This is a genomic window from Abyssibacter profundi, from assembly GCF_003151135.1.
GTDB classification, from domain to species: domain Bacteria; phylum Pseudomonadota; class Gammaproteobacteria; order Nevskiales; family OUC007; genus Abyssibacter; species Abyssibacter profundi.
The window spans coordinates 13230-40059 of sequence record NZ_QEQK01000022.1 but is presented as its reverse complement, the minus strand read 5'-3'; the positions used below and the strand labels follow the sequence as shown (position 1 = coordinate 40059).

General features: G+C 61.5%; 24 protein-coding genes, 1 tRNA gene and 1 pseudogene. 14 read left to right on the top strand and 12 right to left on the bottom strand.

Going from position 1 to position 26830, the window contains the following annotated elements; all coding sequences use genetic code 11:
- Positions 1–149 precede the first annotated feature (149 nt).
- On the bottom strand, positions 150–431 hold the full coding sequence (locus DEH80_RS17220; RefSeq protein WP_133249306.1) for a hypothetical protein: 282 nt from the start codon (positions 429–431) through the stop codon (positions 150–152).
- A 734-nt stretch (positions 432–1165) separates the two neighbouring features.
- Between DEH80_RS17220 and groES the strand changes: the two genes are divergently transcribed.
- From groES to glnE, 4 genes are all read left to right on the top strand, one after another.
- Positions 1166–1456 (top strand): co-chaperone GroES, encoded by a 291-nt coding sequence (gene groES / locus DEH80_RS16745; protein WP_109721672.1) that lies wholly within the window; start codon positions 1166–1168, stop codon positions 1454–1456.
- A 67-nt stretch (positions 1457–1523) separates the two neighbouring features.
- Positions 1524–3158, top strand: a complete 1635-nt coding sequence (gene groL / locus DEH80_RS16740) for a chaperonin GroEL (protein ID WP_109721671.1) — start codon at positions 1524–1526, stop codon at positions 3156–3158.
- A 176-nt stretch (positions 3159–3334) separates the two neighbouring features.
- Positions 3335–5521 carry a tetratricopeptide repeat protein gene (locus tag DEH80_RS16735; RefSeq protein ID WP_109721670.1) on the top strand — a complete coding sequence of 729 codons (2187 nt, stop codon included), beginning with the start codon at positions 3335–3337 and terminating at the stop codon, positions 5519–5521.
- A gap of 196 nt (positions 5522–5717) precedes the next feature.
- Positions 5718–8381 (top strand): bifunctional [glutamate--ammonia ligase]-adenylyl-L-tyrosine phosphorylase/[glutamate--ammonia-ligase] adenylyltransferase, encoded by a 2664-nt coding sequence (gene glnE / locus DEH80_RS16730; protein ID WP_109721669.1) that lies wholly within the window; start codon positions 5718–5720, stop codon positions 8379–8381.
- A gap of 1 nt (position 8382) precedes the next feature.
- On the opposite strand, the gene DEH80_RS16725 is transcribed toward glnE, so the two are convergent.
- From DEH80_RS16725 to DEH80_RS16715, 3 genes are all read right to left on the bottom strand, one after another.
- Positions 8383–9384 carry a glycosyltransferase gene (locus tag DEH80_RS16725; RefSeq protein ID WP_165831536.1) on the bottom strand — a complete coding sequence of 334 codons (1002 nt, stop codon included), beginning with the start codon at positions 9382–9384 and terminating at the stop codon, positions 8383–8385.
- Positions 9377–10315 (bottom strand): glycosyltransferase family 2 protein, encoded by a 939-nt coding sequence (locus tag DEH80_RS16720; protein ID WP_109721667.1) that lies wholly within the window; start codon positions 10313–10315, stop codon positions 9377–9379. The genes DEH80_RS16725 and DEH80_RS16720 overlap by 8 nt, the downstream gene beginning before the upstream one ends.
- Before the next feature lie 177 nt (positions 10316–10492).
- On the bottom strand, positions 10493–11311 hold the full coding sequence (locus tag DEH80_RS16715; RefSeq protein WP_109721666.1) for a class I SAM-dependent methyltransferase: 819 nt from the start codon (positions 11309–11311) through the stop codon (positions 10493–10495).
- Positions 11312–11494: 183 nt separating this feature from the next.
- Here DEH80_RS16715 and DEH80_RS17845 point away from each other — a divergent pair.
- Positions 11495–12034: pseudogene (locus DEH80_RS17845) on the top strand (glycosyltransferase family 2 protein); the annotation flags it as partial.
- On the opposite strand, the gene DEH80_RS17720 reads toward DEH80_RS17845, so the two are convergent.
- Complete coding sequence (locus tag DEH80_RS17720; RefSeq protein ID WP_279323129.1) at positions 12002–12124, bottom strand: hypothetical protein; 123 nt, start codon at positions 12122–12124, stop codon at positions 12002–12004. The pseudogene DEH80_RS17845 and the gene DEH80_RS17720 overlap by 33 nt on opposite strands.
- A gap of 18 nt (positions 12125–12142) precedes the next feature.
- Between DEH80_RS17720 and DEH80_RS17635 the strand changes: the two genes are divergently transcribed.
- Positions 12143–12373, top strand: a complete 231-nt coding sequence (locus DEH80_RS17635; protein WP_243412840.1) for a hypothetical protein — start codon at positions 12143–12145, stop codon at positions 12371–12373.
- 104 nt (positions 12374–12477) lie between these two features.
- Here DEH80_RS17635 and DEH80_RS16705 read toward each other — a convergent pair whose 3' ends face one another.
- The 3 genes from DEH80_RS16705 to DEH80_RS16695 form a co-directional block, all read right to left on the bottom strand.
- On the bottom strand, positions 12478–12771 hold the full coding sequence (locus DEH80_RS16705; protein WP_109721664.1) for a helix-turn-helix domain-containing protein: 294 nt from the start codon (positions 12769–12771) through the stop codon (positions 12478–12480).
- Positions 12758–13105, bottom strand: coding sequence for a type II toxin-antitoxin system RelE/ParE family toxin (locus DEH80_RS16700; RefSeq protein WP_109721663.1), 348 nt, complete (start codon positions 13103–13105; stop codon positions 12758–12760). Before DEH80_RS16700 ends, DEH80_RS16705 begins: the two co-directional genes overlap by 14 nt.
- 174 nt (positions 13106–13279) lie before the next feature.
- Complete coding sequence (locus DEH80_RS16695; RefSeq protein WP_207774666.1) at positions 13280–14158, bottom strand: glycosyltransferase family 2 protein; 879 nt, start codon at positions 14156–14158, stop codon at positions 13280–13282.
- Positions 14159–14224: 66 nt separating this feature from the next.
- Between DEH80_RS16695 and DEH80_RS16690 the strand changes: the two genes are divergently transcribed.
- Together DEH80_RS16690 and DEH80_RS16685 are read left to right on the top strand one after the other, a co-directional pair.
- On the top strand, positions 14225–15355 hold the full coding sequence (locus DEH80_RS16690) for a glycosyltransferase (protein WP_109721662.1): 1131 nt from the start codon (positions 14225–14227) through the stop codon (positions 15353–15355).
- Positions 15352–16191: a hypothetical protein gene (locus DEH80_RS16685; RefSeq protein ID WP_109721661.1), complete on the top strand. Its 840-nt coding sequence runs from the start codon at positions 15352–15354 to the stop codon at positions 16189–16191. Before DEH80_RS16690 ends, DEH80_RS16685 begins: the two co-directional genes overlap by 4 nt.
- 31 nt (positions 16192–16222) lie before the next feature.
- Here the strand turns inward: DEH80_RS16685 and DEH80_RS16680 are convergent, their stop codons facing one another.
- Positions 16223–17362, bottom strand: coding sequence for a glycosyltransferase (locus DEH80_RS16680; RefSeq protein ID WP_109721660.1), 1140 nt, complete (start codon positions 17360–17362; stop codon positions 16223–16225).
- A 538-nt stretch (positions 17363–17900) separates the two neighbouring features.
- Here DEH80_RS16680 and DEH80_RS16675 point away from each other — a divergent pair.
- The 3 genes from DEH80_RS16675 to DEH80_RS16665 all read left to right on the top strand — a co-directional run bounded on the left by DEH80_RS16675 (position 17901) and on the right by DEH80_RS16665 (position 20546).
- Complete coding sequence (locus DEH80_RS16675) at positions 17901–18653, top strand: FkbM family methyltransferase (RefSeq protein ID WP_109721659.1); 753 nt, start codon at positions 17901–17903, stop codon at positions 18651–18653.
- A 164-nt stretch (positions 18654–18817) separates the two neighbouring features.
- Entirely contained in the window at positions 18818–19735 is a 918-nt protein-coding gene (locus DEH80_RS16670) for a branched-chain amino acid transaminase (protein ID WP_109721658.1), read from the top strand.
- Between the two features lie 43 nt (positions 19736–19778).
- Positions 19779–20546, top strand: a complete 768-nt coding sequence (locus DEH80_RS16665) for a glycosyltransferase family protein (protein ID WP_109721657.1) — start codon at positions 19779–19781, stop codon at positions 20544–20546.
- Between the two features lie 9 nt (positions 20547–20555).
- Here the strand turns inward: DEH80_RS16665 and DEH80_RS16660 are convergent, their stop codons facing one another.
- The 3 genes from DEH80_RS16660 to DEH80_RS16650 form a co-directional block, all read right to left on the bottom strand.
- On the bottom strand, positions 20556–21878 hold the full coding sequence (locus DEH80_RS16660; RefSeq protein ID WP_165831535.1) for a TolC family outer membrane protein: 1323 nt from the start codon (positions 21876–21878) through the stop codon (positions 20556–20558).
- A gap of 199 nt (positions 21879–22077) precedes the next feature.
- Positions 22078–23037, bottom strand: a complete 960-nt coding sequence (locus tag DEH80_RS16655) for a helix-turn-helix transcriptional regulator (protein ID WP_207774665.1) — start codon at positions 23035–23037, stop codon at positions 22078–22080.
- Between the two features lie 109 nt (positions 23038–23146).
- Positions 23147–23221: transfer RNA gene (locus tag DEH80_RS16650), tRNA-Val, on the bottom strand.
- A gap of 296 nt (positions 23222–23517) precedes the next feature.
- On the opposite strand from DEH80_RS16650, the gene DEH80_RS16645 reads away from it, so the two are divergent.
- From DEH80_RS16645 to DEH80_RS17405, 3 genes are all read left to right on the top strand, one after another.
- On the top strand, positions 23518–24183 hold the full coding sequence (locus tag DEH80_RS16645) for a hypothetical protein (RefSeq protein WP_109721654.1): 666 nt from the start codon (positions 23518–23520) through the stop codon (positions 24181–24183).
- On the top strand, positions 24180–26321 hold the full coding sequence (locus DEH80_RS16640) for a YjbH domain-containing protein (protein WP_109721653.1): 2142 nt from the start codon (positions 24180–24182) through the stop codon (positions 26319–26321). Before DEH80_RS16645 ends, DEH80_RS16640 begins: the two co-directional genes overlap by 4 nt.
- 132 nt (positions 26322–26453) lie before the next feature.
- Complete coding sequence (locus tag DEH80_RS17405) at positions 26454–26708, top strand: hypothetical protein (RefSeq protein ID WP_165831534.1); 255 nt, start codon at positions 26454–26456, stop codon at positions 26706–26708.
- The last annotated feature ends 122 nt before the right edge of the window (positions 26709–26830 follow it).

The window sequence follows — 26830 nt, the reverse complement described above, 5'->3', positions numbered from 1 at the left end:
GCTGTTTGAGCCCGCGCAGCGGGCGAGTTTCCGACCCGCCCGTCGCCGGCGAGCATCGCAGGGCAGTCGTCGCGCCGCAGGCGCGCCGACCTGAGCAGTGGCATCCGCCCTTTTCCGCCCCTTTTGGGCGCGCAAAAGGGGCTCGGCCGTCAGGCCGAAACAACATTGCGAATCGCTGTCTGCACGCTGCGACCTGTAACCAGAGCGATTCCGTTCGCCACGGAACACACCAATGTCGGGCTTTCATCGCAAGCAGGTTTCGCCCTGTCGGGCGAGCCGATTTTCTTTGCGCGCCCAAAGAAAACCGGCGAAAAGAAACGGCGCCCGATCACGTGGCCCGCCGCCTGCTCGGCGGCGGGTGCCCTGCGCTTCTCGCAGCCGGCGGGCGTTGCAGACGGGCCATCCTGGCCCGACTGCAACGGCTTCGGCATCCCTGCCTCGCTCGGCGCTGCGCGCCGACGGGTCCACCGCCTGCTGCGATGCTCGGCCACGTGACACGGGTTGGGATCCACCCTGAGCCTGGGCCGTGATAGGCGGGCCGTTGCGATGCTGAAACGCAACGCGACCAATGGCCGAGCCCCTATCGCACGCCCGAAACGGGCGTAGCCCACTGCTCAGGCCGTCGCGCCCACGGCACGACGACTGCACTGCGATGTTTGCCACTGTGAGTTGCGCGGCTGGGCTAGGCACAGGCCCTTAATCCGGCGTGACATGGAGTCGAACCCCGTGCCACGTGGCTGAGCAAAGAAAATCAGCTCGCCCGGCAGGCCGAAACCTGCCCGGTGGCTGCGACATGGCACAACGAGCGCTACCCCCGTTAATCCCTGACGCTCACTCGTGCCGTCGCCGCCGCGCTCGCGGACCCCAGGCTGAGCGCACAGGCATCCGGTCGCCGGGTGGTCATGTCACTAGGCACTGGGCGCAGGGTGGGCCAGTGAGGGCCGCCCGTGGTGCTGATGCCCCCGCCAATCTGGTCTGCCACACAAAATTCACAAAAAAATTCACTCCGGGCTCTTGAAAGCCACCCCCCGGTCCCCAGTTTTGGCAGCCAACAAGGTCGAGTGCTAATTCGCGAGTGTTCGCGGCGCCCGACCTGTCCCGGCCGGGCCAGGGGATTGGCCCTTCAAATCGACATCGTTATCGACACATTGGGAGGCAGTCAGCCATGAATATTCGTCCCTTGCAGGATCGCGTGGTGATCAAGCGCCTTGAAGAGGAGCGCACATCACCGGGCGGCATCGTGATCCCTGACTCGGCAACTGAAAAGCCGATCAAGGGTGAAGTCATTGCGGTTGGCAATGGCAAGAAGCTGGAATCCGGCACCGTCCAGGCTCTGGACGTCAAGGTTGGCGACAAGGTCCTGTTCGGCAAGTACTCCGGTACCGAAGTGAAGCTGGACGGCGACGAAGTCGTTGTCATGCGTGAGGACGACATCATGGCGGTGCTGGAGGCCTAAGCCCCGCACGCCGGATTGTCGATCTCTACCTATTCGTCAGAACCTCATTAGTTAAGGAGCTATCAACATGGCTGCCAAGGAAATTCATTACAGTGACGACGCCCGTCAGCAGCTGCTGAAAGGCGTGAACGCGCTGGCCAATGCCGTCAAGGTCACCCTGGGTCCTAAGGGCCGCAACGTGGTCCTCGAGAAGAGCTTCGGCTCGCCGACGGTCACCAAGGACGGCGTGTCCGTGGCCAAGGAAATCGAACTGGAAGACAAGTTCCAGAACATGGGCGCCCAGATGGTCAAGGAAGTGGCTTCCAAGACCTCGGATGTTGCCGGTGACGGCACCACCACCGCCACGGTGCTGGCCCAGGCCATCCTGCGCGAAGGCATCAAGAGCGTGTCTGCTGGCCTCAACCCGATGGACCTGAAGCGCGGCATCGACAAGGCTGTGGAAGCCGCCGTCGAAGAGCTGAAGAGCCTGTCCAAGCCCTGCGATGACAACAAGGCCATCGCACAGGTGGGCACCATCTCCGCCAACTCCGACAATGCCATCGGCGAGATCATTGCCGAAGCCATGGAGAAGGTGGGCAAGGAAGGCGTGATCACCGTTGAAGAAGGCTCGGGCCTGGCCAACGAGCTGGATGTCGTTGAAGGCATGCAGTTTGACCGTGGCTACCTGTCGCCGTACTTCGTCAACAACCAGCAGTCGATGACGGCCGAGCTGGAAAACCCCTACATCCTGCTGCACGACAAGAAGGTCTCGAACATCCGCGACCTGCTGCCCGTGCTGGAGGCTGTGGCCAAGTCCTCGCGTCCGCTGCTGATCATCGCCGAAGACGTTGAAGGCGAAGCCCTGGCCACCCTGGTGGTCAACACCATCCGCGGGATCGTGAAGGTCGCCGCCGTCAAGGCGCCGGGCTTCGGTGATCGTCGCAAGGCCATGCTCGAAGACATCGCCATCCTGACGGGCGGCACGGTCATCTCCGAAGAGACCGGCATGAGCCTGGAGAAGGTCACGCTGGAAGAGCTGGGCGAAGCCAAGAAGGTTCAGGTCTCCAAGGAAAACACCACGGTGATCGATGGCGCCGGCCAGACCGACAACATCAAGGGCCGTATCGAGACCATCCGCAAGCAGATCGAAGACGCCACCAGCGACTACGATCGTGAAAAGCTGCAGGAGCGCGTTGCCAAGCTGGCTGGCGGTGTTGCCGTCATCAAGGTCGGTGCTGCCACCGAAACCGAGATGAAAGAGAAGAAGGCCCGCGTCGAAGACGCTCTGCACGCCACGCGTGCGGCGGTGGAAGAAGGCGTGGTACCTGGTGGTGGTGTCGCCCTGGTGCGTGCCATTGCGGCGATCGAGAAGGTCAAGGGCGACAATGCCGATCAGGATGCGGGCATCCGCATCCTCAAGCGTGCCATTGAAGAGCCGCTGCGCCAGATCGTCAGCAACGCCGGTGGCGAGGCCAGCGTGATCCTCAACGCCGTCAAGAGCGAGTCCGGCAACTACGGCTACAACGCCGGCACGGGCGAGTTCGGCGACATGATCGCCATGGGCATCCTGGACCCGACCAAGGTGACGCGCAGCGCGCTGCAGCACGCCGCCTCGGTCTCCGGTCTGATGCTGACCACCGAAGCCATGGTTGCGGAGCTTCCGAAGGAAGAGCCGCCGATGCCGGCGGGTGGTGATATGGGTGGCATGGGCGGCATGATGTAAGCACGCTCCATCACCCAGATGGATGAAAAAGCCCCGCTTCGGCGGGGCTTTTTCGTATGAAATTCATCTATTCTTCACTCCGTTGAGACCTGTATCTCGGCCGGTGGGCGGACAAGTCTTGAAGCTTTGTCGTCAAGCGACGACAGTTACAGGTTCAGCGCGGAGTGAACATTGCAATGAATTCTCGAAACCGGCGGTTACTCGCCTTTATCTGCTCGCTGGCGCTACCCGCGTCCGCGATGGCTGACGATGCCGCGCTGGATCTGCCCCCGCCGGCTGCCAGCACGACGGCGAGCACGTCCGTTGCATCCAAGTCCGCTGCCGACGAGTCACAGGCCGAGGGTGATGTGGACGCGGCGCAGCCTGCGGGACCCGAGGAACAAGCCGTCGCTCAAGACAATGCGATGGACAGCGCCAAGCCTGACGGCGAAGTCGCAACCACCACGGACACGGCCGCGCAAGAGGCGACGACGGAAGCCGCGGAGCAGGCTGCGCCAGCAGTTGCCGGCGATCCGCTATTCGCACCTCCAGCCAAGCAGACAATCGCCGCGTCCAACCCAGAACTGCCCCCTGTGGAAGAGGCCGGTCAGGGCGTTGTGGCCGAAGCGGGTGTCGATGCCGCGTCCGCAGTCAGTCAGCCCTCCGCCCAGGGTGGAGAGGACCTCGCTTTCGCAGAACGCCTGCGGCTGGGTTACGCCGATGCCCAGCATGTCATGGGCCGGCGGCACGAACTGGGTGAGGGAATGCCGGTGGATTTAACCGCCGCTCTGGATTTCTATTTCAAGTCGGCGTCCCAGGGCTACGCCGAAGCGCAAAGCGATCTTGGACGCTTTTACGCCGAAGGTATCGGCATCCGTGCGGATATCAGTCTGGCGTTCGACTGGTTCCTACAGGCCGCTGAACAGGGCCTGGCCGAGGCGCAGTTCAACACCGCGCTGATCCTGCAGAAGGGCCTGTTAGGCGAAGCCAAGCCGGCCGCAGCGGCCGACTGGTACTGGAAGGCCGCCAGCCAGGGCCACGATGGCGCCATCGTCAACCTCAGCAACATGTATCTCAATGGCGACGGCATTGATCAGAATGTCGATTACGCCTACGAGTTGCTGCGTGACGCAGCCGAGCAGGGCAACGCCGCCGGGCAGCTCAACCTCGCGCGCCTGCTCATCTACAACGGCTACGAGGCGCCACGTGATCACGATGTGGATGCATTGCTCACCGGTGCAATGGACGCCTACCCGGCGGAAGCCGGCCTGTTGCTCGGTATTGCGCGTCAATCCGGGGTCGGAGTGACACAGGATCTGGCAGCGGCTGCCCAGGCCTACGGCGTGGCGGCTGAGGCCGGTGATCCCGAAGCGGCCTATGAGCTGGGCGAGATGCTGCTGCGTGGTGAGGGCGTCGAGCAGGATGTGCCGGCGTCGGTCCCGATGTTCGAGCAGGCCGCAGCGGGCGATATTCCCGAGGCGAATTTCCGCCTGGGCGCGCTCTACGCCAGTGGCAAGGGCATCGAACGGGATCTGAAGGCGGCGCGTGAGGCCTATACCGCGGCGGCTGAGGCCGGACTGGTCCCGGCCCAGTACAACCTCGGCTTGATGCTCACCCGCATGCGCAAACCCGACGCCGAGGCCGAGAGTGTGCGGTGGTTTAAACAGGCGGCACAGGCAGAGCACGTCAATTCGATGTACCAGCTGGGTTTGGCGTACCAGATGGGTGCAGGCATCGAGCGCGACACGGATCAGGCCGCGTACTGGTATGACCGGGCGGCCGACGCCGGGCACGTGAGCGCCTTGTACAACATGGCATTGCTGTTCCTGGGCGGCGAAGTCGCTGATGCGGGCGCAGCCCAGGCTGTCTCGCTGCTCAAGCAGGCCCAGGCGCAAGACCACGTGGGCGCCACATTGGTGCTTGCCGGTCTTTATGCCGAGGGTGAAGGCGTGGCCCAGGACCTGGGGCAGGCGCGCGCGCTTTACAAGTTGGTGGCCGAGCAGGGGCATAGCGACGCCCAGTTCCGGCTGGCGCAGCTACTGGACGAGCCCGAGGACGGCCAGGCTGATCCCGGGCAAGCGGTCAAGCTGTATAGCGCCGCCGCTGAGCAGGGACACATGCCCGCGCAGGTCTATCTGGCGCTGCTGCTGGAAGACGGGCGAGAGGGCGTGGCCGCCAATGCCCCGGCCGCTTTGTCCTGGCTGCAACTGGCGGCTGAGAAGAACTACGCAGCCGCCCAATATCACCTGGGTCGCTTTTACGAGCAGGGAATCGGCGCCGAAAAGAATATGGAGCTGGCGCAGACCTGGTATAGCCGTGCGGCGAAGGCTGGGGACGACCAGGCGGCGCATGCAATGGAGCGACTGGCCCTGGCGGACCGATAGCCCGACGCTTCCCGGCTGCACGCCGACCTGGCGCCGCGCCGTTGCGTGATTCTGGTAGCGTTGCTCGCCCGATCAAGCTGGAAGACTTCGGAAAGCCTGGAGCCAAGCCGACTGCGGGTGTCCTCCTACGCGAGCTTGGCCTTGCGCGCGGACCCTGATCGCGTCGCTGTCCGGTGGTTTTCCGCACCCGAGAGCCATGACTGATATCGCTGTGACTGCGGGGCCCTTTCTTTCCAGGGAAAGCGCCCACTGGGACGATCTGGCTGCGTTCTGCAATGCCAGCGTGACCGCGACACGCGCCGCAGAAGAACTCGAGGCCCAGCACGCCGCCCAGGGCAATTGGTTCGCGGCCCTGCGCTGCGCCCGCCGTCGCTTACTGGCTGCGATTGCGCTGCGTAATCTCGACGGCCGGGATGATGGCTGGGCCAGTCTGTCTGCATTGTCAGCGGTGGCCGACACCCTGATTGCGGCCGCACTGGATGAGGCGCATGACCACGTGGCGTCACGCCACGGCGCCTTATCCACTCCCGAGGGTGCGCCCGCGAGGTTGGCGGTGCTGGCCATGGGTAAGTTGGGTGGGGGGGAACTGAACTTCTCATCCGATGTGGATTTGATCTTCGTTCACGGTCCGGCTGAATCCGCCAGTCAAGGAGCGCGTGCGCTTGATGCGGCGACCTACTTTGCCCGCGTTGCCCAGCGCCTGATTGCGCAACTGGCGGATGTCACGCCGGAGGGCATCGTGTACCGGGTCGATACCCGGCTGCGACCGTTCGGGCGGTCAGGGCCGATTGCGGTCTCGGCACCGGCGCTGGAGCACTACTACGAAGCCCACGGTCGTGCCTGGGAGCGCTATGCCTTGATGAAGGCGCGCTGGGTGGGCCAGGCGCCCGGCTGGGCGCATACGCTGCTTGTGCATCTGCAGCCGTTTGTTTATCGCCGCTATCTGGATTTCGGCGCCTTCGCCTCGTTGCGACGGGTGAAGGCAGATATTGCCGCCGATGTCGCGCGGACGACCGGAGATCTCGACATCAAACGCGGTGCCGGGGGAATTCGCGAAGCCGAGTTCATCCTGCAGGCCCTGCAGCTTGTCCATGGCGGCACCGACACCGGCCTGCGTCACGCCGCATGGCGGCCTGCATTGCAGGCTGCGGTCGAGGCTGGCCACCTCAGCGAGGATGACGGCTCCGCGCTGGAGGCGGCCTATTTATTCCTGCGCCAGTTCGAGAACCGCCTGCAGATGTGGAGCGATGCGCAGTGGCATGCCGTGCCGAATGATCCGGAGATTCGCGCCGCACTGGCCACGGCCTTCCATCAGCCCGACTGGGCGGCGCTGGAAGCCCAACTGGATCAGCATCGCGAGCGTGTGCACGACATGTTCGAAGCCATTGTCGGTACGGCCGAGGACGACGAAACACCGGATGCCGCCTGCTGGCAACGCGCCGAGTCGGCGGCTGGCCAGCAACGTATGACCGATGCGGGGTTGGAGCAGCCTGAGCGCATCGGCGAGTTGGTCCGCGCACTGCGCGAAAGCGATCGTTACAGCGATGCGGCCGAGACCCGGCTTCAACGCATCTGGCCAGCCTGCCTGGAGCACCTGTCCGGTTGTTCCGAGCCGGATGAGGTTGCCCGCAGGTTGTTGTCGATACTCGAAGCATTGGTCGGCCGGACCAATTACCTGGCACTGCTGGATGAGCGTCCGGTTGCGCTCGAGCACCTGATTCGGCTCGCCGAAGGCAGTCCCTGGGTGGTGCGCCAAATCGTCGCGGCGCCGGGGCTGCTGGATGAGTTGCTAGACCCCCGGCTGCTTGCCGAGCCGCCGGGCCGCCAGGCGCTGCAAACCCTGGTGGCCGATGCCGTGAACCGCGCGGCTGATGATGAGGCTCGTCTGGACGGGCTGCGACAGTTTCAGCAGGGCCAGATGCTGCGTGTGGCGGCGGCCGAGATCAGCGGGGCGCTGCCATTGATGCGCGTCTCCGATCACCTCAGCTGGATCGCCGAGGCAACCCTTGTCCAGGCGTTGGAGTGCTCACGCCAGGACATGGTCGAGCGCCATGGTGAGCTGCCGCCCGACGCGGGGCTGGCGATTGTCGCCTACGGCAAGCTGGGCGGCATCGAACTGAATTACGGATCGGACCTGGACTTGGTCTTTCTGCACCGTGGGCAGGGAGACAGCGACGGCCGGCGGTCTCTGGATGTCACCCAGTACGCCATTCGCTGGGTGCAGCGTCTCATCCATTGGGTCACGACCCAGACCGGGGCAGGGCGCGCCTACGAGATCGATACGCGCCTGCGGCCCAGCGGGCGGTCCGGTCTGCTGGTCACCTCCATCCAGGCCTTTCAAAACTATCAGCAAACCCAGGCCTGGACCTGGGAGCATCAGGCGCTATGCCGCGCCCGTGTGGTCGCCGGCGACCCGGTGCTGGCCGAGGCGTTCACGGCGATTCGTCGCGAAACCCTGTCGCGGCCGCGCGATGTCGATGCGTTGCGCAGCGCCGTTGTCGATATGCGCGAGCGCCTGCGCAAGGAATGGTTGCGGCCCGAGCCCGGCATCTTTGACCTCAAGCAGTCGCCGGGCGGCATGATGGATTTGGAGTTCCTGGTGCAATACCTGCTGTTGCGCCACGCGCCGGAGCAGCCGGCTGTCGTCGATTGGTCGGACAACGTCCGGCAACTCGACGCGCTGGCACGCATGGGGGTCATCGAAGCGCAGGCTGCTGAGGCGTTGACCGCGGCCTACCTGGATATTCGCTCCCGCATGCACCGCAAGGTATTGGCCGATCGCAAGCCCGAGGAGCCCGAAACCGCGATGGTCGAGCACGCCGACTGCGTGCGCCATCACTGGAGTGCATGGCTCGGATGATCTAATCGCGAATGTCGTTGCGCAGTCGGTGGATTGCGACTAACGGATTTCTGCGTTCGATCCGCTGCAGGATGAAGGGCAATATGTCGGAAGATTCGCTCTGCCATCGTGCATGACCTTGAGTCACCTGTTCATGGGCTCGTTGGCCGCAGCCGGCCCCAGCGGCTAGTTCAATCTGCTTGGGCGTCTCAGGTTCGTAGAGCAGGCCGGTGTCTTCGTGTGTGATGTATTCGTTCATCGTGGGCCTATTCGCCGCGATGACGCACTGGCCTCGCGCCATGGCTTCAAGCACTGGAAGCCCGATTCCCTCAATGAGTCTGGGTGCAATGACGTGCGTAGCGGGTTCCACGAGTTCTCGATATTTCTCGGGCTCCAGCCAGCCGTGAACTTCTCGAATTGGCCAACGACGGTAGGCGTCTTTCGGCAAATGAAGTACTGGCTGGCCTGGATCTGGTGCATGTCGGATGATCAGTTCAGCGATTGTCTGCTCGCCTATCAGCGACTCGACGAGTGGCAAACTGATGTCGGCATGGCGGTACCACCAAAGCACGGTAGGCGCTGGGCCCCGACTTGGAATTAGTTTTAGGGCCGGTGGGTAGTAGCGCAAGCGCAAGCAAGCTAGCCCTGCTGCTTCTGCTAACTCTTCTATCTCTCCGCTGAAACTGATGATCTTCAACCCGAATGGTCGCAATTTTTGCCAGCGCTTCGACCGAGTCGAGATATCGTCGCGCATGGGTACCCAGGTAAGGTTTCGGCACCGCAGCCGGGCAAGGAGTGCCCGTTGTGGACGAATCTGGAAGAAAACCACCGCATCAGCATTGACAGCATTGATAGCGCGCGCGGTCACCGGCGGGCCACCATTCCATTGTTGATCGTGCAGAACGGTGAGTTCGGCGCCCCGACCCAGCAGGTCGAGCAGGAAGCGATTGCTTGCAGTGGTCTTGTGGTAGCTATGGTCCACAAGACAGAGATGTGGACGACTGTTCGCGGTGGGTTCAGCCACGGCGGAGAGCCCAACGGCGACGTGGCATTTTGGCGAGCTTGACGTGGGTGCCCTTGAGCAGAATCCGTTGTGCTGCACGTCGTGTACTGCCACTACACCGATGCGCCGGATCTGCTTTGATCTGCGCGCGAAGTTCTCGTAACCGCGACCAGCGACTTCGTTGACCATCTGCCATGAGCTTCGCGAGATAAAGTTGCCAGCGCTTGTCTCGAAGCGGTTGCTCAATCAGAGGATGCCAACGTGTATAGGCCGGGTTGGCGCGTAGTCGCGCCAACGCGCAAACGTGGTCGGCTAGAAACTTGGGCTGTTCACCGACTGTTTTCGAAGCTGGGTGCAAACGGAAGCGTGCGAGAATCTGCGGTGTGTACTCGACCAAGGGTTGCTGTGCCAGCAGGCGCAGCAGCATGTCGAAATCAAACTTATAGTGTAAGTCTGTCGCCAATGGGCCGATTGCTGCGAGGCACTTTCTTCGAATCCAGATCGATGGCTGATGAAAAAGTACATCCCCCCCCGCGCCATGTCGAACCATCTCTTCAAAGCAAAGTCCGCGAGCGTGAATCACTCGTGTTCGGCCTTGCGGGTCGAAATCTTCCGTGGCCCCCGCCACCACGTCGGCTCTCGCGCCGAGACGAGCCACGGTGGCCAGTGCGCCTGGTGTTAGTAAGTCATCGGCATTAAGCCAGTTGACGAACTCTCCCGTCGCTAGTTGCAGTCCTTTGTTAATTGCATCTGCCTGTCCATCATCCGGCTCGGATACAAAATGACTAATCCAAGGTGCATAGTGCTGTGCAATTGTTCTTGTCTCATCTGTGCTACCCCCGTCAATGAGGATCAGCTCTAGATTTGACCAGTTCTGTGCAATTACGGAGCGAATCGTTTCTTCTAAATACCGGCCTGCCTGATATGCCGGGGTGACCAAAGATAGTCGCATTTGAGAGGAAATATCCTCTGTGCCGACTGGTGCCGATTCCACGACCCATGGCCAAACTTTCGGATAATTGGCTTTTAGTGGCGCCGGAAGGGAGAGAGAACCTTTCAATTTTCGTACATGCCGTAATTAACTTGAAGAATGTCAGGAACCTTTCCCGGATTGCCCTCGGTGACTATCTCATGCCCCTGAAGTTTGGATAGCGGGGGCTGAGACTGCCTGTTGGATCATTCTCTCGTGATCTGCCTGAGTCAGCCCGTGCATGCGCATCGCTACCTTATCGTAGAGGCCTCGGTCTACTCGCCGCATGGTCTTTCGATAACGCTTCGGATCGATCGACTTCTCAGTGAGCATGTGAATCAAGCCCTGGCTGTAGAAGTTAAGCCCGTGATGAACCGCGATCGTTTCCATCGTCTTGCGTGTAAAAAACGAGATGTGTTGCCCAGTCGATTGAGCCAAGTACCACCAGTGTTTGCGTGGCTTTGGTGGTGCGTATAGCTCGGTTGAAAAAATCAGCGTTTTCGTACGACTCCGAGAGAGCGAATCCTTGATGAATTCCATTGGATTAACCATATGCTCGAGGGCCTCAAACGCTGTAACAGCCTCGAAATCCGAAGCTGCAGGCGCAACTTCAAAGCCAGCAGCCATAACGTTCTCGCAGTACGGATCCTCCCACCAAAAATCGAACCCTGTGTCGCGCATCAGGCGAGTTAGAAGGCCTGTACCGCCCGCTGTGTCCAAGAATCGACCGTCCGGTTCGAAAAAAGCATCCAACACACATGCTAGGTGCCGGGCAATCTGAAGGTTTCTCACTACCAAGCCTGTGTCCGAGCGAGCAATCGCCGAGGAGTAGGCCTCATTAAGCCAGGTGGGGTTCTGGGTGCGTAAAAAGCCGCAATCAGCGCACTGGAAGTAGGTCACTTGATGGCGTTGGAGGACACAACCTTTGAAGATTGGTTGCATCGAGGTAGAGCAAACACAGCATTTCTCTTCGGACATGTTTGTCAGGTAACCCCGGGTAAGGATGGACTCCAAGCTGCTCTGGTGTAAAAAGCAAATCGCTCATGACTCGAGCTCAAGGGGGCGCGCATTGGCAGCTGAGTTCTTTCTAACCAAGGATTCAGCATTGCCGAGCGCGCTAGGGTATCTTTTCACACACTGGATTTCCGACCAACCCCCTAGATGAGCCCGCAGGACCTGACACTCGTCATCCCGACGCATAATCGATGCAGCGCCTTGCTGCATGCGGTGGAGTCTGTCCGGACGCAGCAGCCGGCCGTCGCCGAGGTGATTGTTGTCTGTGATCATTGTGATGACGGCAGCTCAGAGGCGCTTCGCGCATTACACCATCCGACTCTGCGTGTTATTGAGCGTCAGACCGGCAGGCCGGGCGCCTCAGCGGCGCGAAACGCGGGGGTTGCTGCTGCGACCACCCCCTGGGTGATGTTTCTGGATGATGATGATGGCCTTCGCGAGGGTGCAATACGGGCGGTCACTGAGTCGATGGGTCGGGCGTCGGATGCCGATTGGTTCTGGGGGGCGCGTCGCTGGCTGAACGACAATGGTGAGCCAATCAAGATCGAACGATCCGATGACTGTCGTATCGATCCTGCCGCGTCGTCAGAGATAGAACACTGCGCCGCCGCGCAAGCTGCTTCCAGTGCTGGATTTGGCGTGCGGTCCTCGGTCTTACTCGACATCGGCGGTTTCGATGACGCCTTGCGTGTCTCGGAGGACCGGGATCTTGTCTACCGACTGCTCCAGAGAGGTCACGTCGGTCAGCGCGTTGGCCATTGCCTTGTGAATCACCATGTTCACTCCGGCGAGAGGTTGAGCGATACCGGGGACGCAGAATTATTTAATGCCTGCGAACAACGCGTCATCGAGAAGAATCGCGAGTACCTGTCACAGCACCCAGATGTCCTGGCGATGCACCTGCACCGCGTGGCGTCCAAGCAACGGCATGGTGGCGACATGGCCGCAGCCCGGAACACCGTGCGGCAGATTCTCGAGGTTAAACCCTTGGACTGGAAAGCCTGGCGGCGGCGGCTCACTTGGTGAGGTAGGCTGAAACTCCTGGGGTTTTTCCTTGCCTGTTGCGCTCTATAGGCAAGATGTCCTGCGGGGACACCCAGGTCAGTCGACGTGATGGGAAGCAATCGATGTTAAGCCGCTTCTAACTCAATTTTGATGCGATAGCCGACTGCCTGGGCCGCCTTGCTTAGCGATTCGAGTGTCAGGCTGGTATCCGTCTCATCCAGGATACGGTTGAGCTGGCTTCGGCTTGTACGCATGCGCTCGGCCATGGCTGTCTTCCCAAGGCCGCGAGCTATTCGTGCCTCCTCAAGCTGCCAGGCGATGACGCGTTTGAGCGCAATGGCTGTCACCTCCTCCAGCAGTGCTTCCTCTGCCAGGAAGTCATCAAAATCTGACCCGACATGCTGGTTATGTTTCGTCATTGAGCACCTCGCGCTTGCGCGTCTTCGCGACTTTCAAATCATGCTTCGGCGTCTTGTCCGACTTCTTGATAAAGCCATGGAGCAACACCATCTGACCCCCATCGATCGTGAACAGCACGCGTGCAATTCCATCAGGTATAGAACTGCGGACTTCCCACAAGCCAGGCTCCAACTTCCGGACTAGTGGCATTCCGAGTGGCCAGCCGATTTGCACCGTCTTGATATCCATGCCGATGATGGATTTGTTCGGTCGCCCCATATCCGCCAACCATTTGCGGACTGGCTCAACTCCGGATGCAGATCGATAGAATCGAACTTGGAGTATCGACGTCATTCGCTGAATGTACCAATATTGGTCCGCTCGTCAAGTGTGTCCCCAGGCCTTGGTGTCGGGAATTGGGTAGCGATGCGGGCTCAGGTGGCCTCGTCAAGCTGACGCCGACTCGGCTTCTTGGCTACCCACAGTGGTGACAAAGGCTGCTCCCGTGACTGTCGACACGCGACCCAATCAGTCCGCGTGCAGATTCAACCCAAACGCCGTTCGCGTCATTTTCTGTTTGCGCGTTTCCGCCCGAATTGCCCGGTTCTTACGAATCCCTTCCTCGTTGCGGTAACCGCGTGAGTGGTCCAGGTGCAGCATGCCGGTGGAGTAACGCATCATGATGGGGCGCACGCCGGCATTCATCAGGCGTTCGCCAAACTCACGATCCTGACCGCCGTAGCCCATACGCTCGTCAAAGCCGCCGGTTTGGATCGCCAGATCGCGCCAGGTGGAAGAATTATTGCCATTCCACGAGCGATTGGCGGGTGTCAGGCGATTGGCCCACCAGGCTTGTCGGGGTGTGGCGGTGATCTTCAGCAACTTGTTCCAGGGTGCGGTCACGCCGTGGGCGCGCAGCCATTTGCCATCGAAAACGCGGCCTGACGCCACGTCCTCCTGTGTGATGGCTTGGCTGGTGGACATGGGCAGCTTGAAATAGCCGCCGGACAAAAATCGCCCCGGTGCGCGCAGGCCCAGGTGCGTGGCGATGAAGTCCGGCTTGGGGATGCAGTCACCGTCGGTGAAGATCAGATAGTCGCTGCGTGCCGCCAGAATCGCCTTGTTGAGAATGCGGCATTTCTGGAAGCCGTCATCGGGATGCCAGACATAGTTTAGCGTCAGGTCCAATGCCTCACAGACCGATTCGGCCCGTGCGCGGGTGGCCTGGTCCGAGCCATCATCGGCAATCACAACCTCGAAATCCCGCCGTGTCTGATAGCCAAAGCCCCACAGGCATTTCTCCAGCCAATCCGGCTGGTTGTAGGTGCTGATGATGACGGAGGCCTGCAGAGGGGAAGACACGATAGACGGCGGAAACGCGGGGCGCGCCAGTATACTCAAGGCCATGCACTTCACTCGACCGGCTGGTGAGCGCTGCCTCGCCACACAGCATATGGGCCGTGGCAGGACGACATGACGATCGAATCACGCCCTACGGCCTTGATCTTCCGCAAGCGGCTGCTGGCTTATTCCGAAACCTTCGTGGCCAATCAGGGGTACGCCCTGCGTCGCTACCGGCCACGGTTTGTCGGGTTCGAGCTGGACAAGCGTGGGTTGCAGCATCTGGATCGGTCAGATGTGGATCTACTGTCCGACCATGTTGGCCACGTGGACCTGGCACGACTGCCAATGCGCGCCGGGCTGGCTCCGCCCGGCCGCTGGGTCCGTGCGCTGGCCGAGCACCAACCCGCCATTATTCATGCGCATTTCCTGAGCGCCGTCACGCCCGCCTGGCAGCTTGCACAGGCCTTGGGTGTGCCGCTGATCGCAACCGCGCATGGCAACGATATCGCCAAGCCGCTGACGCCGAAGTTCCGCAAGTCGCTGGCCACGGCATTCTCACGCTGCACGCGGGTCATCGCGGTGTCGGAATTCATTGCCGACTGCCTGCGCCGAGCCGGCTGTCCCGAAGACAAGCTGGTGCTGCATTACATGGGGATTCCCCTCAAGGGGCTGGAAGCCAGCTTGGTGCCGAAAGCACCGACCGTCCTGATGGTCGGCCGGTTTGTTGAGAAGAAGGGCATTCGCTACCTGCTGGAGGCGATGGCCCGCGTGCGTGTTGAGCTTCCGCAGGCACGCCTCAAGATTATCGGTGACGGCCCGTTGCGTGCGGAACTCCAGGCTCAGGCTGATCAGCTTCAACTCAAGGCCGAGTTCCTCGGCGTTCAGCCGCCGGATGTCGTACACCGAAACATGCGCGAGGCGCGTCTGCTGGCAGCGCCCAGCGTGCGCACCGAGCAGGACGCCGAGGGTCTCGGCATGGTGTTTCTGGAGGCACAGGCGCTGGGCCGGCCAGTGGTGGGCTTCGCGTCTGGCGGCATTGGCGAGGCGGTGGCGGCTGACGAGACGGGGCTGCTCTGCGTGGAACGTGATGTCGATCGCCTGGTCGCAAACCTGCTTCAGGTGCTACGAGACGATGCGCTGGCCACTCGGTTGGGTGAGGCAGGCGCAAAGCGTGTGCGCCAGCGTTTCGATGTGCTGGAACAGACGCGGCAACTCGAGTCGCTTTACGACGCGGTCTGTACCCCGAAGGCGCTGGCATGAAGAAAAAGCAGATCATCTATTCCCGTATGCAGGCCGCCCGGCTGCGCAAGTTGGAGCTGGCCGACCTTCACCGGCCGCGATCCACAGACGCGGACGTACTGGTGTCGCTCACCAGCATTCCGTCACGGTTCGAGAGTTTGGACCTGGTCGTGCGCAGCGTGCTGTCCCAGTCCGTCGCGCCACGCCGCATGGTGCTGTGGCTGAATGCCCGCCTTCAGGATGCCGTTCCGGACTCCGTGCTGGCCCTTTGCGGCGGCAAGTTCGAGATTCGCTGGACCGAACAGGACTCCTGCCACTGCAAGCTGGCTCCGAGTCTGGGGGCATTTGGTGATCAGGTTATCGTGACCTGCGACGACGACCTGATGTTGCGCCGCGGTTGGCTTTCCTCGTTACTGGACAGCCATACCCGCTTTCCTTCGGAGATTATCGCGCACATCGCACGGGCCCTGACCCTGGATGCCGATCACCAGGTGACGGCCTACGAGGCGTGGCCTAAGCAGAAAGCGCGTGGTTTGGCGGGACACCAACTGGTGCAGATGGGTTACGGCGGTGTGCTGTATCCGCCGGGAAGCCTGCATGCGGACGCCACAGACGCTGCGTTGTACATGCGGTTGACCCCCCGTGCGGATGACCTCTGGTTCAAGATGATGGCGTATCTGGCCGGCACGGCGGTGCGGACTGCAGATCGCCGTGTCGGCCGCCCCCGAGAGATCGTTGGCGCCGATGAGGTGCGGCTGAAACCGTCCAATGTCAATGAGGACGGCAATCGCGCCCAGTGGTTAGCGCTTTGCGAGCATTACGGGGTGACATCGGCGGATCTAATCCAGCGCGCATAACCTTGGCGCCCTGGTCGGCTCACCGCTTTGTTCAGGCGTAGCCGCCACCGCGCTGGATGAACGGAACCAACCGTAGACGGACCTCGCGGCCAGGCATGGCTAGCAGGCCCGACACCGTGGCCTGCGGGGACAGATACTGGTCGTAGTACGTAGCCGCGCCGGCCGCGAGTCGGTCGGCCTCTGCTTCGGGCATGTCGATGGCTTGCTGCACCACGTCGGCAAGATCTTCGGCGCCACGAAAGACCAGACAGTTCTTGCCATGCTCCAGCGCGGGGAAGAACAGTTCGGGATATTGCGTAATCGGAATCGAGCCCACCGCCATGGCCTCGATGATGTTGTGCGACATGGGGTAGCGGTAACCGGGGCAGGCCAGATAAAAGCGTCCGGAGGCCACGGTTGCCAGCCAGTCCTGCACGGGGACGCGACAGTTTCGCGTATTCATGATCACCAACCCGTCGAAGGATGCGCCTCGCAGCTCGTCAAACTCGGCCTGGTTCTGTGGATCGACCCAGCATGAAGCGGGCAGCGCCTGGCGCAGCCGCTCCAGCACATCGGTACGGGGCAGCTTGCGGTAGACCCGGGTAATCGATGGCTGGCTGTACTTGCCCAGCAGGGCGTCACCACCGAAAAACACCCGCCAGGGGCGAGGGTGGCGGCGCAACGCATGGATGTGTTGATCCTCTCCCCGGGCATACACGCCAGGAAACAGCGGAAACGGCATCGGGAATGTGCCGTCGCCCGGCTGATACTCGGGACGGTAGTCGATCCGGATAATGCGTGACGCGCCTCGGGCCCAGCGGCTGGTTACCCGGTCGGTGATCAGCACATAGTCCACGGGCGGGGCGCCGCCAGGCTCGAGAATCGCGAAGTCCTCGCTCAGCGTGTGCCGCTTTTCCTTCTTGCCGATGTTGGCCAGGAACAGGTAGCTGCGCGCCAGCATGGGGTAGTAACCCGTGCGCACAAAGAACATGAACAGCGTGTAGAAACGCCGGCCTTGCGGGCCATCAATGCGTGAATCACGAAAGTCGAACACGGCGACGGGCTGATGCGCCGGGGTCACGTGGTTTTGCCGCGCCAGCCAGCGCCGGTACCGGCGGTAGATCAGCGGGCGCAGATACCAGCGATATCGCCGCCACAGGCGGTCGAGTTCATGCTGTAGCTGCTCTAGCATCCTGCACAACCAGTACTGAGAGCCGCGTGAGCTTAAAGCGTTACTGGTAAGTCGCAAGTACCTGTGACCGCCGCTCTTATCCCAAGCAACGTGCGCGCCCAGCTGCCCTGGCCCAGACGTAGAGTGTAGGCGTCCTAAGAGGAGCAAGCTTGGTGACCGCTCGTTACACAGCGGCGCTTACCCTTGCATGCAGATATAGGGCTCAGGACGGGTTACACTCTAGCTTGGTCATTGCTGGCCGAGCGACGATGGTCTAGCGTGCCCGATTTGAGGCTGCCAGCTACGCCGTGCGGCCTCTGTGAGTTCTTGATCGACATTACACTCTGCGGCCGCCCACTGGCCGAACCTTTTGTTGGGACGGTGTTCACGCGGTCTCGTAGGCTACCGCCGCGCCGCACGAGTCCAATAGGTGGGTTTGGGGAAATGTGGGATTGTTCACGGCGTCAGTGGCTCACGCGGCCTAATTCGCCCTTTATAATTGTAGAACGCCGTTGATGGCGGGTTCTCAGTAGAACGTAAAACAAAAGGTTTTAATTGTATGGGGTATCCCGCTAGCGCCGTAATAGGTTTCGCGAATCGGTTCCGTAAATTGGCACATGTTTTAGCTGTTCCTCAGTGGCGGTCGGCGTTGTTGCAGGCAGGAACCGCTGCCAGCACCGAACACGTTGCAATCTTGGGCGCAATGTCCAATTGCCGGTTCGTTGTGGACATTGGAGCCAATCGCGGTCAGTTTGCACTCGCTGCACGCCATTGCATGCCTAGTGCCGAGATCGTTTCATTTGAACCGCTTCCTGGCCCTGCAGAAAAGTTTAAATCAGTTTTCGGTAACGACCCCAAAGTTCGCTTGGTCGAATCCGCAGTGGGTCCTGAGCGTCAGAACGCTGAAATTCATATTTCGGGTCGTGATGACTCTTCTTCGTTGCTGCCAATTGGAGAAACACAGAGTACTCTGTTTCCCGGTACGGAAGCGGTGGGCACAAGCACCATCTCAGTCGTCCGGCTTTGCGATGCTGTATCGATCGATGAGATCAATAGTCCCGCACTGCTCAAGCTGGATGTCCAGGGCTTCGAATTGCAGGCCCTAGAGGGGTGTGAGTCACTGCTTGAGCGGTTTGAATGGATTTATGCTGAGTGCTCGTTTGTTGAGCTTTACACAGGTCAAGCGATGGCTGGAGAGATCATAGCTTGGTTAAGTGAACGGGGTTTCGAAATTTCCGGTGTCCACAACCTTACCCAAGGTTCAAATAATTGCGCAGTGCAGGCCGACTTTGTGTTCAGGAAAGTTCGGTAATTGAAACGAGAAGGGCTTTTTGGTCTGGATTTGTTAGGTTGCTTAAAGGGTTTGTGGGGCTGGGGATCGGGTTGTGGTCGATTGTTTTTTCGGCATATTTCCTAGATATCCCACAGATGCAGTCGAATTTCTAGAATTTATTAGTGCAGTAGAAGGAGTGGCTCATGTCGATGGCCGACCGTGATGGAGTGATTTGGCTGGATGGCGAAATGGTGCCGTGGCGTGACGCCAAGGTCCACGTCCTGACTCACACGCTGCACTACGGCCTGGGTGTCTTCGAAGGGGTCCGCGCGTACGAAACCGCCAATGGCCCGGCGATTTTCCGACTGGAAGAGCACACGGCGCGCCTGCTGAACTCGGCCAAGATCCTCGGCATGAAGATTCCTTACGATGCCGAAACCATCAATGCGGCCTGTCTGGCGGCAGTGAAGGAAAACAAGCTCGAATCGGCCTATCTGCGACCCATGGCGTTCTACGGGTCCGAGGGCATGGGCCTGCGCGCCGATAATCTGCAGGTGCACCTGATGGTCGCGGCCTGGACCTGGGGCGCCTATCTGGGTGGCGATTACGCCAAGGGCATCCGCATTCGCACCTCGTCCTTTACCCGCCATCATGTGAACTCTGCCATGTGCCGCGCCAAGGCCAACGGTCACTATTTCAACTCGATGCTGGCGCTGTCGGAGGCTCTGCGCGACGGCTACGATGAGGCCTTGCTGCTCGACGTGGACGGCTATGTGGCCGAGGGGAGCGGCGAAAACATTTTCTACGTGCAGGACGGGGCGCTTTACACGCCGGACCTGCGCAGTGCCCTGGACGGCATTACCCGCAAGACCATCATGCAGTTCTGCGATGACCTGGGCATCGAGGTCTTCGAAAAGCGGGTGACGCGTGATGATCTGTACATCGCCGACGAAGTGTTCTTCACCGGCACCGCAGCCGAGGTCACGCCCATCGGCGAGATCGACGGACGCGCCATCGGTGATGGCATGCGCGGCCCCGTGACCGAGGTGCTGCAAAGCCTTTACTTCCGGACCGTCAAGGGTCAGGAAGACAAATACGCTCACTGGTTAGCCGCGGTTTGACCCAGAACGGACCCGCTCGCCACGTCACGCAGCCGGAGTGGTCATGACCGATACCGTTGCTACCCGGCAGGTCGTCTGCACCAAATGGGGCGCCAAATTTCCGGCCGATGAGGTCAATCGCCTGTACCGGATGGTCCGTCATGCCGTGACCGGGCCGCTGCGCTTCGTCTGTTCGACCGATCATGCCGACGGCATCGATCCCGCCGTGGAGGTGGTGCCGCTGGTGGACGTGCCGGTGGTCGGCGACCGGGACAATCGCGGGTGGAAGAAGCTGGGTTTATTCGGTGCCAGTGAGCAGCTGGGCGGCCTGGCCGGTCCGACGCTTTATCTGGACCTGGACGTTGTCATCGTGGACTCACTGGACCCGCTGTTCGAGCTGCCCGGCGCCTTTCGGGTGATCAAGGATTACAAGCCATTCCGCTATCGCCACGGCTTTACTGGCAACACCTCGACCTTCCGCTTCAACGCGGGTGCGCATACCGACCTGCTCGATGAACTGGCCGCCATGGGGCCGGCCGTACTCAAGCGCTACCGCAACGAGCAGGAGTTCATCTCGGACTACATGCGCCGACGCGGCTTGCTGGATTACTGGCCCAAACCCTGGTGTGCCAGCTTCAAACACGATTGCGTCAAGCCACTGCCCATGGGCGCTTTCCAGGCACCGCAGAAACCCGAAGGCGCCAAGCTCATCGTCTTCCACGGCACGCCCAAGCCCGAGGAAGCGCTGATCGGCGGCATCGGCAACAAGTGGTACCGCGTGATCAAGGCAGCGCCCTGGCTTAAGCCCTATATGGATGTGGGGTTGCCCTAGGCTGGCAGATCAGGGCGTGGATTCCGTGGCGGTGCCGTTGCTCGCCAGCAGGCGGTCAATCTCGGCGAGGTCATCGACCAACAGCTGTCCGGTGGACTGCTTGAGCCGGAGCAGATTGATTAGGTAGTCGTAGCGGGCGCGGGCGTAGTCCCGGCGGGCGGCATAGAGCTCGCGCTGGGCGTCGAGTACATCCACGCTGGTGCGGGTGCCCACCCGGTAGCCGGCTTCGCTGGCTTCCAGCGCCGTCTGGCTGGACTTAACCGCCTGGCCCAGCGCCTTGACGCGGCTGATACCGGCCAGCACACCGTCATAGGCATCGCGCGCCTGGCGCTCCACCGCACGGCGGGTTTGTTCGGCCAACGCCGTTTGCTGGATGTAGCGCGACTTGGATTCACGAATCAGCGATGAGGTGCGGCCGCCCGTGTACAGCGGAATATCCAGCAACAGGCCGATGCTGGCACTTTCCGTTTCGGAGCCAAAGGCGCCGCCCTGGTCGGAGTAACCCGCGCCGGCCTGCAGGCCTAGCGTCGGCAGCCGGCCACCTTCCTGCGCGCGAATCTCGCCCTGGGCGATATCGACGTTGAGGATGGCTTCGGCCAGTTCCAGGTTGCCGTTGAGGGCATTTTCAACCCAGGCATTGGCCTTGGCCGGTGCAGGGGGCGTCAGCGGCATATCGGCTTTCAGGCCTGGCAGATTGCTGGGGTAGACGCCGGTGATTTCCCGCAGCGCTTCCTGCGCGGTGCGCAGCGTGCGGTTGGCTTCGATCTCTTCAGCCACGGTCAGGTCATACCGGGCTTGGGCTTCCTGCACATCGGTGATCGCGGACAACCCAACCTCGAAGCGTTTCTGCGCCTGTTCCAGTTGCCGGGAGATGGCCCGTTTTTCCGCAACGGCGAACTCCAGCGCATCGGCGGCGGCAACGGCATCGAAGTAGGCTTCGGCCACGCGGAGCACCAAGCCCTGCTCATCGGCCAGATAACCCGCCTCGGCAGCAGCAACCCGGCTTTCCGACTGATTCAACTGTCGAAACGCGGTCCAGTCGAACAGGGCCTGGTTGAGCGTGAGCCCGAACTGCGAGTCCGTGCTGATGTTAATGGGCTGCATCTGGCCCTGAATCGTCTGCTCGCGCCGATTCCGGAACATCTGCCCGGAAAAACTCAGCTGCGGCAGCACGGCAGCCCGCGCCTGCGGCTTGGTCTCGATGAGCGCGTCACGCTCGGCGGCAGCAGCCTGCAACTGCGGATCATTGCGCAGCGCCAGCTTGTACGAATCCAGGAGTTCGGCCGCCTGAGCGCTGCCCAGCGCACCCAGCGCGCCTACTGCGAATAGCACGTGTCTCAAATCTTGATTCCTCGTTCCCCGCACCGAAGACCATCGATGCCCATTGCTGTCGTGAGACCGGTGGGCTGCGAAACGGTTCGCGCAGCCCTACGGGTCGTACTCAAAGCTGGATGCGCCAGCCGGGCCAAAGGTCGCAAAGCATCGCAAACGTCGCGCGCATTGCGGCCACCGCCTCGTCAATGGCTGCAGTCTATGAGCCGTCCTGCTCGTGTACCAGTCTGGCCAGCGCCGAGCGCGAGTGCACGCCTAGTTTCTGGTACACCCGATACAGGTGGTTCGACACCGTGGAGGGCGCAACGCCCAGGCGGCGGGCCGTCTCTTTAAAGGTCAGACCACGTGAGATGGACTCGACCACTTCGCGCTCGCGCACGGTGAGCTCATCCATGGGGCCGCAGGGCCAGATGCGCACCACGAACAAATCGCCCAGGCGCTGGACGCGCACCGACAGGCCGTTGAGGGTGCAGTCCTCTCCAGAGAGCGCATCCAGCGCGAAGGGCAGGCGGCCGCGGGGCGCCTCGGGAAAGTGTCGCTCGGCCATGTCGAGAAACTTGGCCTGGACCTCGTGGTACAGCCCGAGCCCATCGCAGACGCAGGCGGCGCTGCTATCTGGCACGTCGTTTTGTCGACGATTGAGAAAGGTGAAGACCAGATGCGAGGCCGCATTCACCAAATGGAACACCGCGCGTTCGTGTAGCGCGACCTCATCGGCGGTGAAGGGGCGGTCGGCATCCCGGCGATAAAGGCTGAGCAGGGTATAAAGCCCGCCGCGCTCATCGGTGAGGCCCGTGGACAGGATGCGGTGGATGCCGAACGGCGCAAAGGTGCAGCGGTACAGTTCGGAATCGAAGAACTGCGCATCTGGGAAGACGGATTCCATGGTCACCGGCCGGCCCAGCTGCTGCAGAATGCGCGGGAGAATCGGATTGAGGTGCCGGGTTTGCTCCAGCGCGTCGGCGAAGCCATCCGGCAGGTTGATGCTGTCGAAGGTGTGAAACGACAGCGTTTCCAGCGTGCCATTGCCCCACAGCGCACCATCGAAGGGAATCCACTGACGCAGGCCTTCTAATGCCTGTCGCCGGAAATGCTCGGGTCGCACCTTCGCGCCGGCGCGGTACAGCGTGCCAATCCAGTGGTCGAACTCGAGGGTCAAAGGCGCAGTGCCGTGTCCAAGTTGGTGCAAAGGGTTGTAGCACCAATCGCAGCGAAAGGACATGGCCGCAGAAGCAACAACGCCGCCCGAAGGCGGCGCTGTCGTGAATTGGTGGGCGATACTAGGATCGAACTAGTGACCCCTGCCGTGTGAAGGCAGTGCTCTACCGCTGAGCTAATCGCCCGAACTGCCGCGAGCTGGCTCACGGCGGGCGCGGAGTATACCCATAAGCTGTGTGCTGCGGAAAGGGCTCATGGCAAGGTCGGTGTTCTGCAACCGGTTTGGCAGTCCAACCTGCCTCTGCAGGCCCGTTGTCTCGGGGGCAAGTGCTATTCTTTGTCGCGTTTCAGGCTGCCGGCCTGCCGTGGTTCGCGGTGGGAGGCCCGTCCAGGCAGGGTGGGTTGCCGGGCGAGCCGCCTCGTGGGGATCGACCCACCACTCGGACTTCCGAATATCGCTTTCGCGACAAGAATCAGATTCATGCATCGAATGAGTAAGACGGCCAGCGTCCTGGTCGCAGGCTTGGGGTTGGCGGCTGGGGCGCTGGGGCTATCCGGCTGTGCGTCGTCCGTGCAGGGCAAGTTGATCAGCCAGACCATGGAGCAGCTGCGTGGTGATGGGGATTTCCCCAGAACCCGCGCTGAGGTGTCGGCGTATCCCTACGCTCAGTTGGGTGTACGTGTTGACGGCAATCGCGCTGGCATTCCGGTGCTCATTGAGTACGTGGGTCAGGACTATCTTTGGGGTGCGGGCGATGTGTTTCGCCTGCATCAGGCCCGGGACGGTCGCATCAAGTATCTGCGCCTGCCTGAGACCGAAACCTGGCTCGACTGGGGGGCGGTGACGCTACAACCCGAGCCCCCGGCCGAGTTCATCGTGGGTCTGCGCGCGGTCGCGACTAACGGTGATGCCATCGAACGGCCGATGCGCTGTGTGTTGGAGCAGTCGGAGCCAGCGACCATCATTATTAATACCTACCCATTGGATACCATGCGCAGCCAGTATCGCTGTGACTCCGCCCCGGCCTCACCGTCGGTGGTGATGACCTATTGGCACGATGCCCAGGGGCGGATTCGTCGGACAGAAGGTCAGTTGTGGGAGCAGGGCAACCACCTGTTCATGGAAGCGCTGAAGGTGCCCGCATGAACACGCGCAGAATCATGAGTTGGGTGGGCGTGGCTGCGGGACTGGCCGCGATCGGCGGTCCGGTTTATGCGAACGAAACCAATCTGCCGGCCAACAGCTACGGCAATGTGGGCTTAATGCAGACCCCGACCGCGCGGTTCACGCCGGCTGGTTCACTGCGTGTTGGCTTTGCCTCGGCGCGGCCTTACGACTCCACGTATTTCACCGCCACGCCGTATGACTGGCTGGAGGCGTCGTTCCGCTACACCAAGTTTCGGTACTCGGATTCTGACGGCACGTTCACCCGGGATGGCTACCTGGACAAGTCCTTCGACTTCAAGCTGCGGCTTCGCGAGGAAACCTGGTTTGGGCCGTCCCTCGCTGTGGGCGTGCAGGATTTAGGTGGTACCGGGCTGCTGTCCAGCGAGTATCTGGTCGCGAATAAGCGCTTCGGGCATCTGGACATTTCCTTCGGCGTCGCCTGGGGCCGGCAGGGTGCCCGCGCGGACCTGGATAGCCCGCTCGGTGGGTTGTCGGATCGCTTCGAGGTGCGTGACAACAATCAGGAAGAGGGCGTCGGTGATTTCGAACTGGGTCGCTTGTTTGCTGGCGACGCAGCGTTCTTCGGCGGCGTGCGTTGGGCGCCTGTGGGCTCACCGTGGTCATTCATGATCGAGCGTGAGGGCAACGATTATCAATCCGAGCCCTTTGGAAATGATCTGGACGTCGAGTACCCCGTGAACTTCGGCGTGGCCTACTCCAAGCGTCTATTCGGCGCCAACTTCGGCTGGGAGCGTGGTGACCAATTCGTGTTCGGCTTCCGGCTGGCGCTGGACCTTGCAGACCCTGGCCCCCCGAAGTACCTGGACCCCCTGCCAACGCCGGTCGCGCCGCCATCTGCCGGGCTTTCGTATGTGGCCTTGCCTACGGAAGGCGAGTCGGTGGCGGATGCTCGTGCGCAAGACATCATCGCAGCGCTTGAGCGGCAGAATATCCCGGTGATTCGCCTGGCTTTCACCGAAGGCGATGAGACGCTGATCGCCTGGGTTGGCGACTCACCGTATCGCCAGCTGGCCCGGCGCCACGGACGCGTGGCGCGGGTGCTGGCCGTGATGGCCCCCGAAGCCACGCGTTACATCGAGATTGCGCAGGTGTCGCATGGGCTGGAGCAGACGCGGGTGCGCTTTGTGCGCGATCACGTCCAGCTGGCAGCCGGCGGGGTTGAAGAACCCGGTTATCCGCTCAAATGGGCGTCGTTCAAAACGCCCGCGCTCGATCCCATTGCCGAAGATCCTGCAGTTCACCGAGAGCTATTCGACCTGGACTGGACGCTGACACCAAAGTACCGGCAGAGCTTTGGTGATCCGGACGATTCCTATCGCGCAGGCCTGTATCTGGCGCTGGGCCTGACGAAGTGGTGGACGCCGCATCTTTCCACCAGTGCAGTGGGTGAGCTGGCCGTGGCCACGAACCTGGACGATATCGAGCGTGAATCGGATAGCGTGCTGCCGCGTGTGCGTAGTGATATTGCGCAGTACCAGCGCGAGGGCGCAGATGGATTGCGTCAGCTCGAAGTCAATTACATTCGACCGCTGACCTCAGAGCTGTTCGTGCGCGGGTCCGCCGGCATCTTCGAAGAGATGTTCGGTGGCGTGGCTGCGGAAGTGCTTTATCGCCCGTTTGCCGAGAACTGGGCAGTGGGGGCGAACATCAATCGGGTCAAGCAGCGCGGGTTCGACCAGCAGTTCTCATTCCGCGACTACGAAGTCACGACCGGGCATGTCACGCTGTACCACTACTTTTATCCGCTGGCGATTGAGAGCGAGGTGAGCGTTGGGCGCTACCTGGCAGGGGACATAGGCGGCACGGTCTCCATGGCGCGGGTGTTCGATTCCGGTGCGCGCATTGGCGTGTTTGCCACCAAGACCGATGTGTCCAGTGAAGAGTTTGGTGAGGGGTCCTTCGATAAGGGGTTCTTCTTCAGCATCCCGCTGGATCTGCTGCTGCCCAAGAGCACCCGGTTGGGCGTGGGCGCGAGCTTCCGTCCATTGACGCGCGATGGCGGACAAAAAGTGCGTGACGGCCGTCGGTTGTATGATGTGACGCAGGATCGTGACTACCTCGAAATCGTGCGCACGCGGCACGACATGTTCGACTAATGTGGGCGCAGCGCTCGACCGGACTGTGCTGCATTTGGCAATTACAGGTGCTGCACCGTTGACAGGCACGATGAGAGTCCTCAATCTACACGGTGTAAGCCACCTCGCTTAATGAAAACGGAGTTTATAGGCATGAAAAAAGTTCTCTTCATCGCTGGAATCTTGGCGGCCCCTCTTGCGTTCGCTCAGGGTGAAGCCGGTGCGGGAGCAGCAGGTGGCGCAGCTGGTGGTGCAGGCGCAGCCGGTGCTGCTGGCACGCTGGCAACGACCACGGTCGTGACCACCACGGTGATCACGGCTGGGGTTACGATCGGTGCGGCAGCTTCTAACGATAGCGAAGCACCGACGACGACCACGACCACGCCCAGCACGACCGGCACGAACTAATCATCCATAATTGACCAGCCTCTGGCTGGCCAGTTTGTGAGTTGACGAAGCGCCCAGCCGAACCGGTTGGGCGTTTTCGTATCTGCCACCTTGCGGTGGCTTGAGTGAACCGAATGAGATGC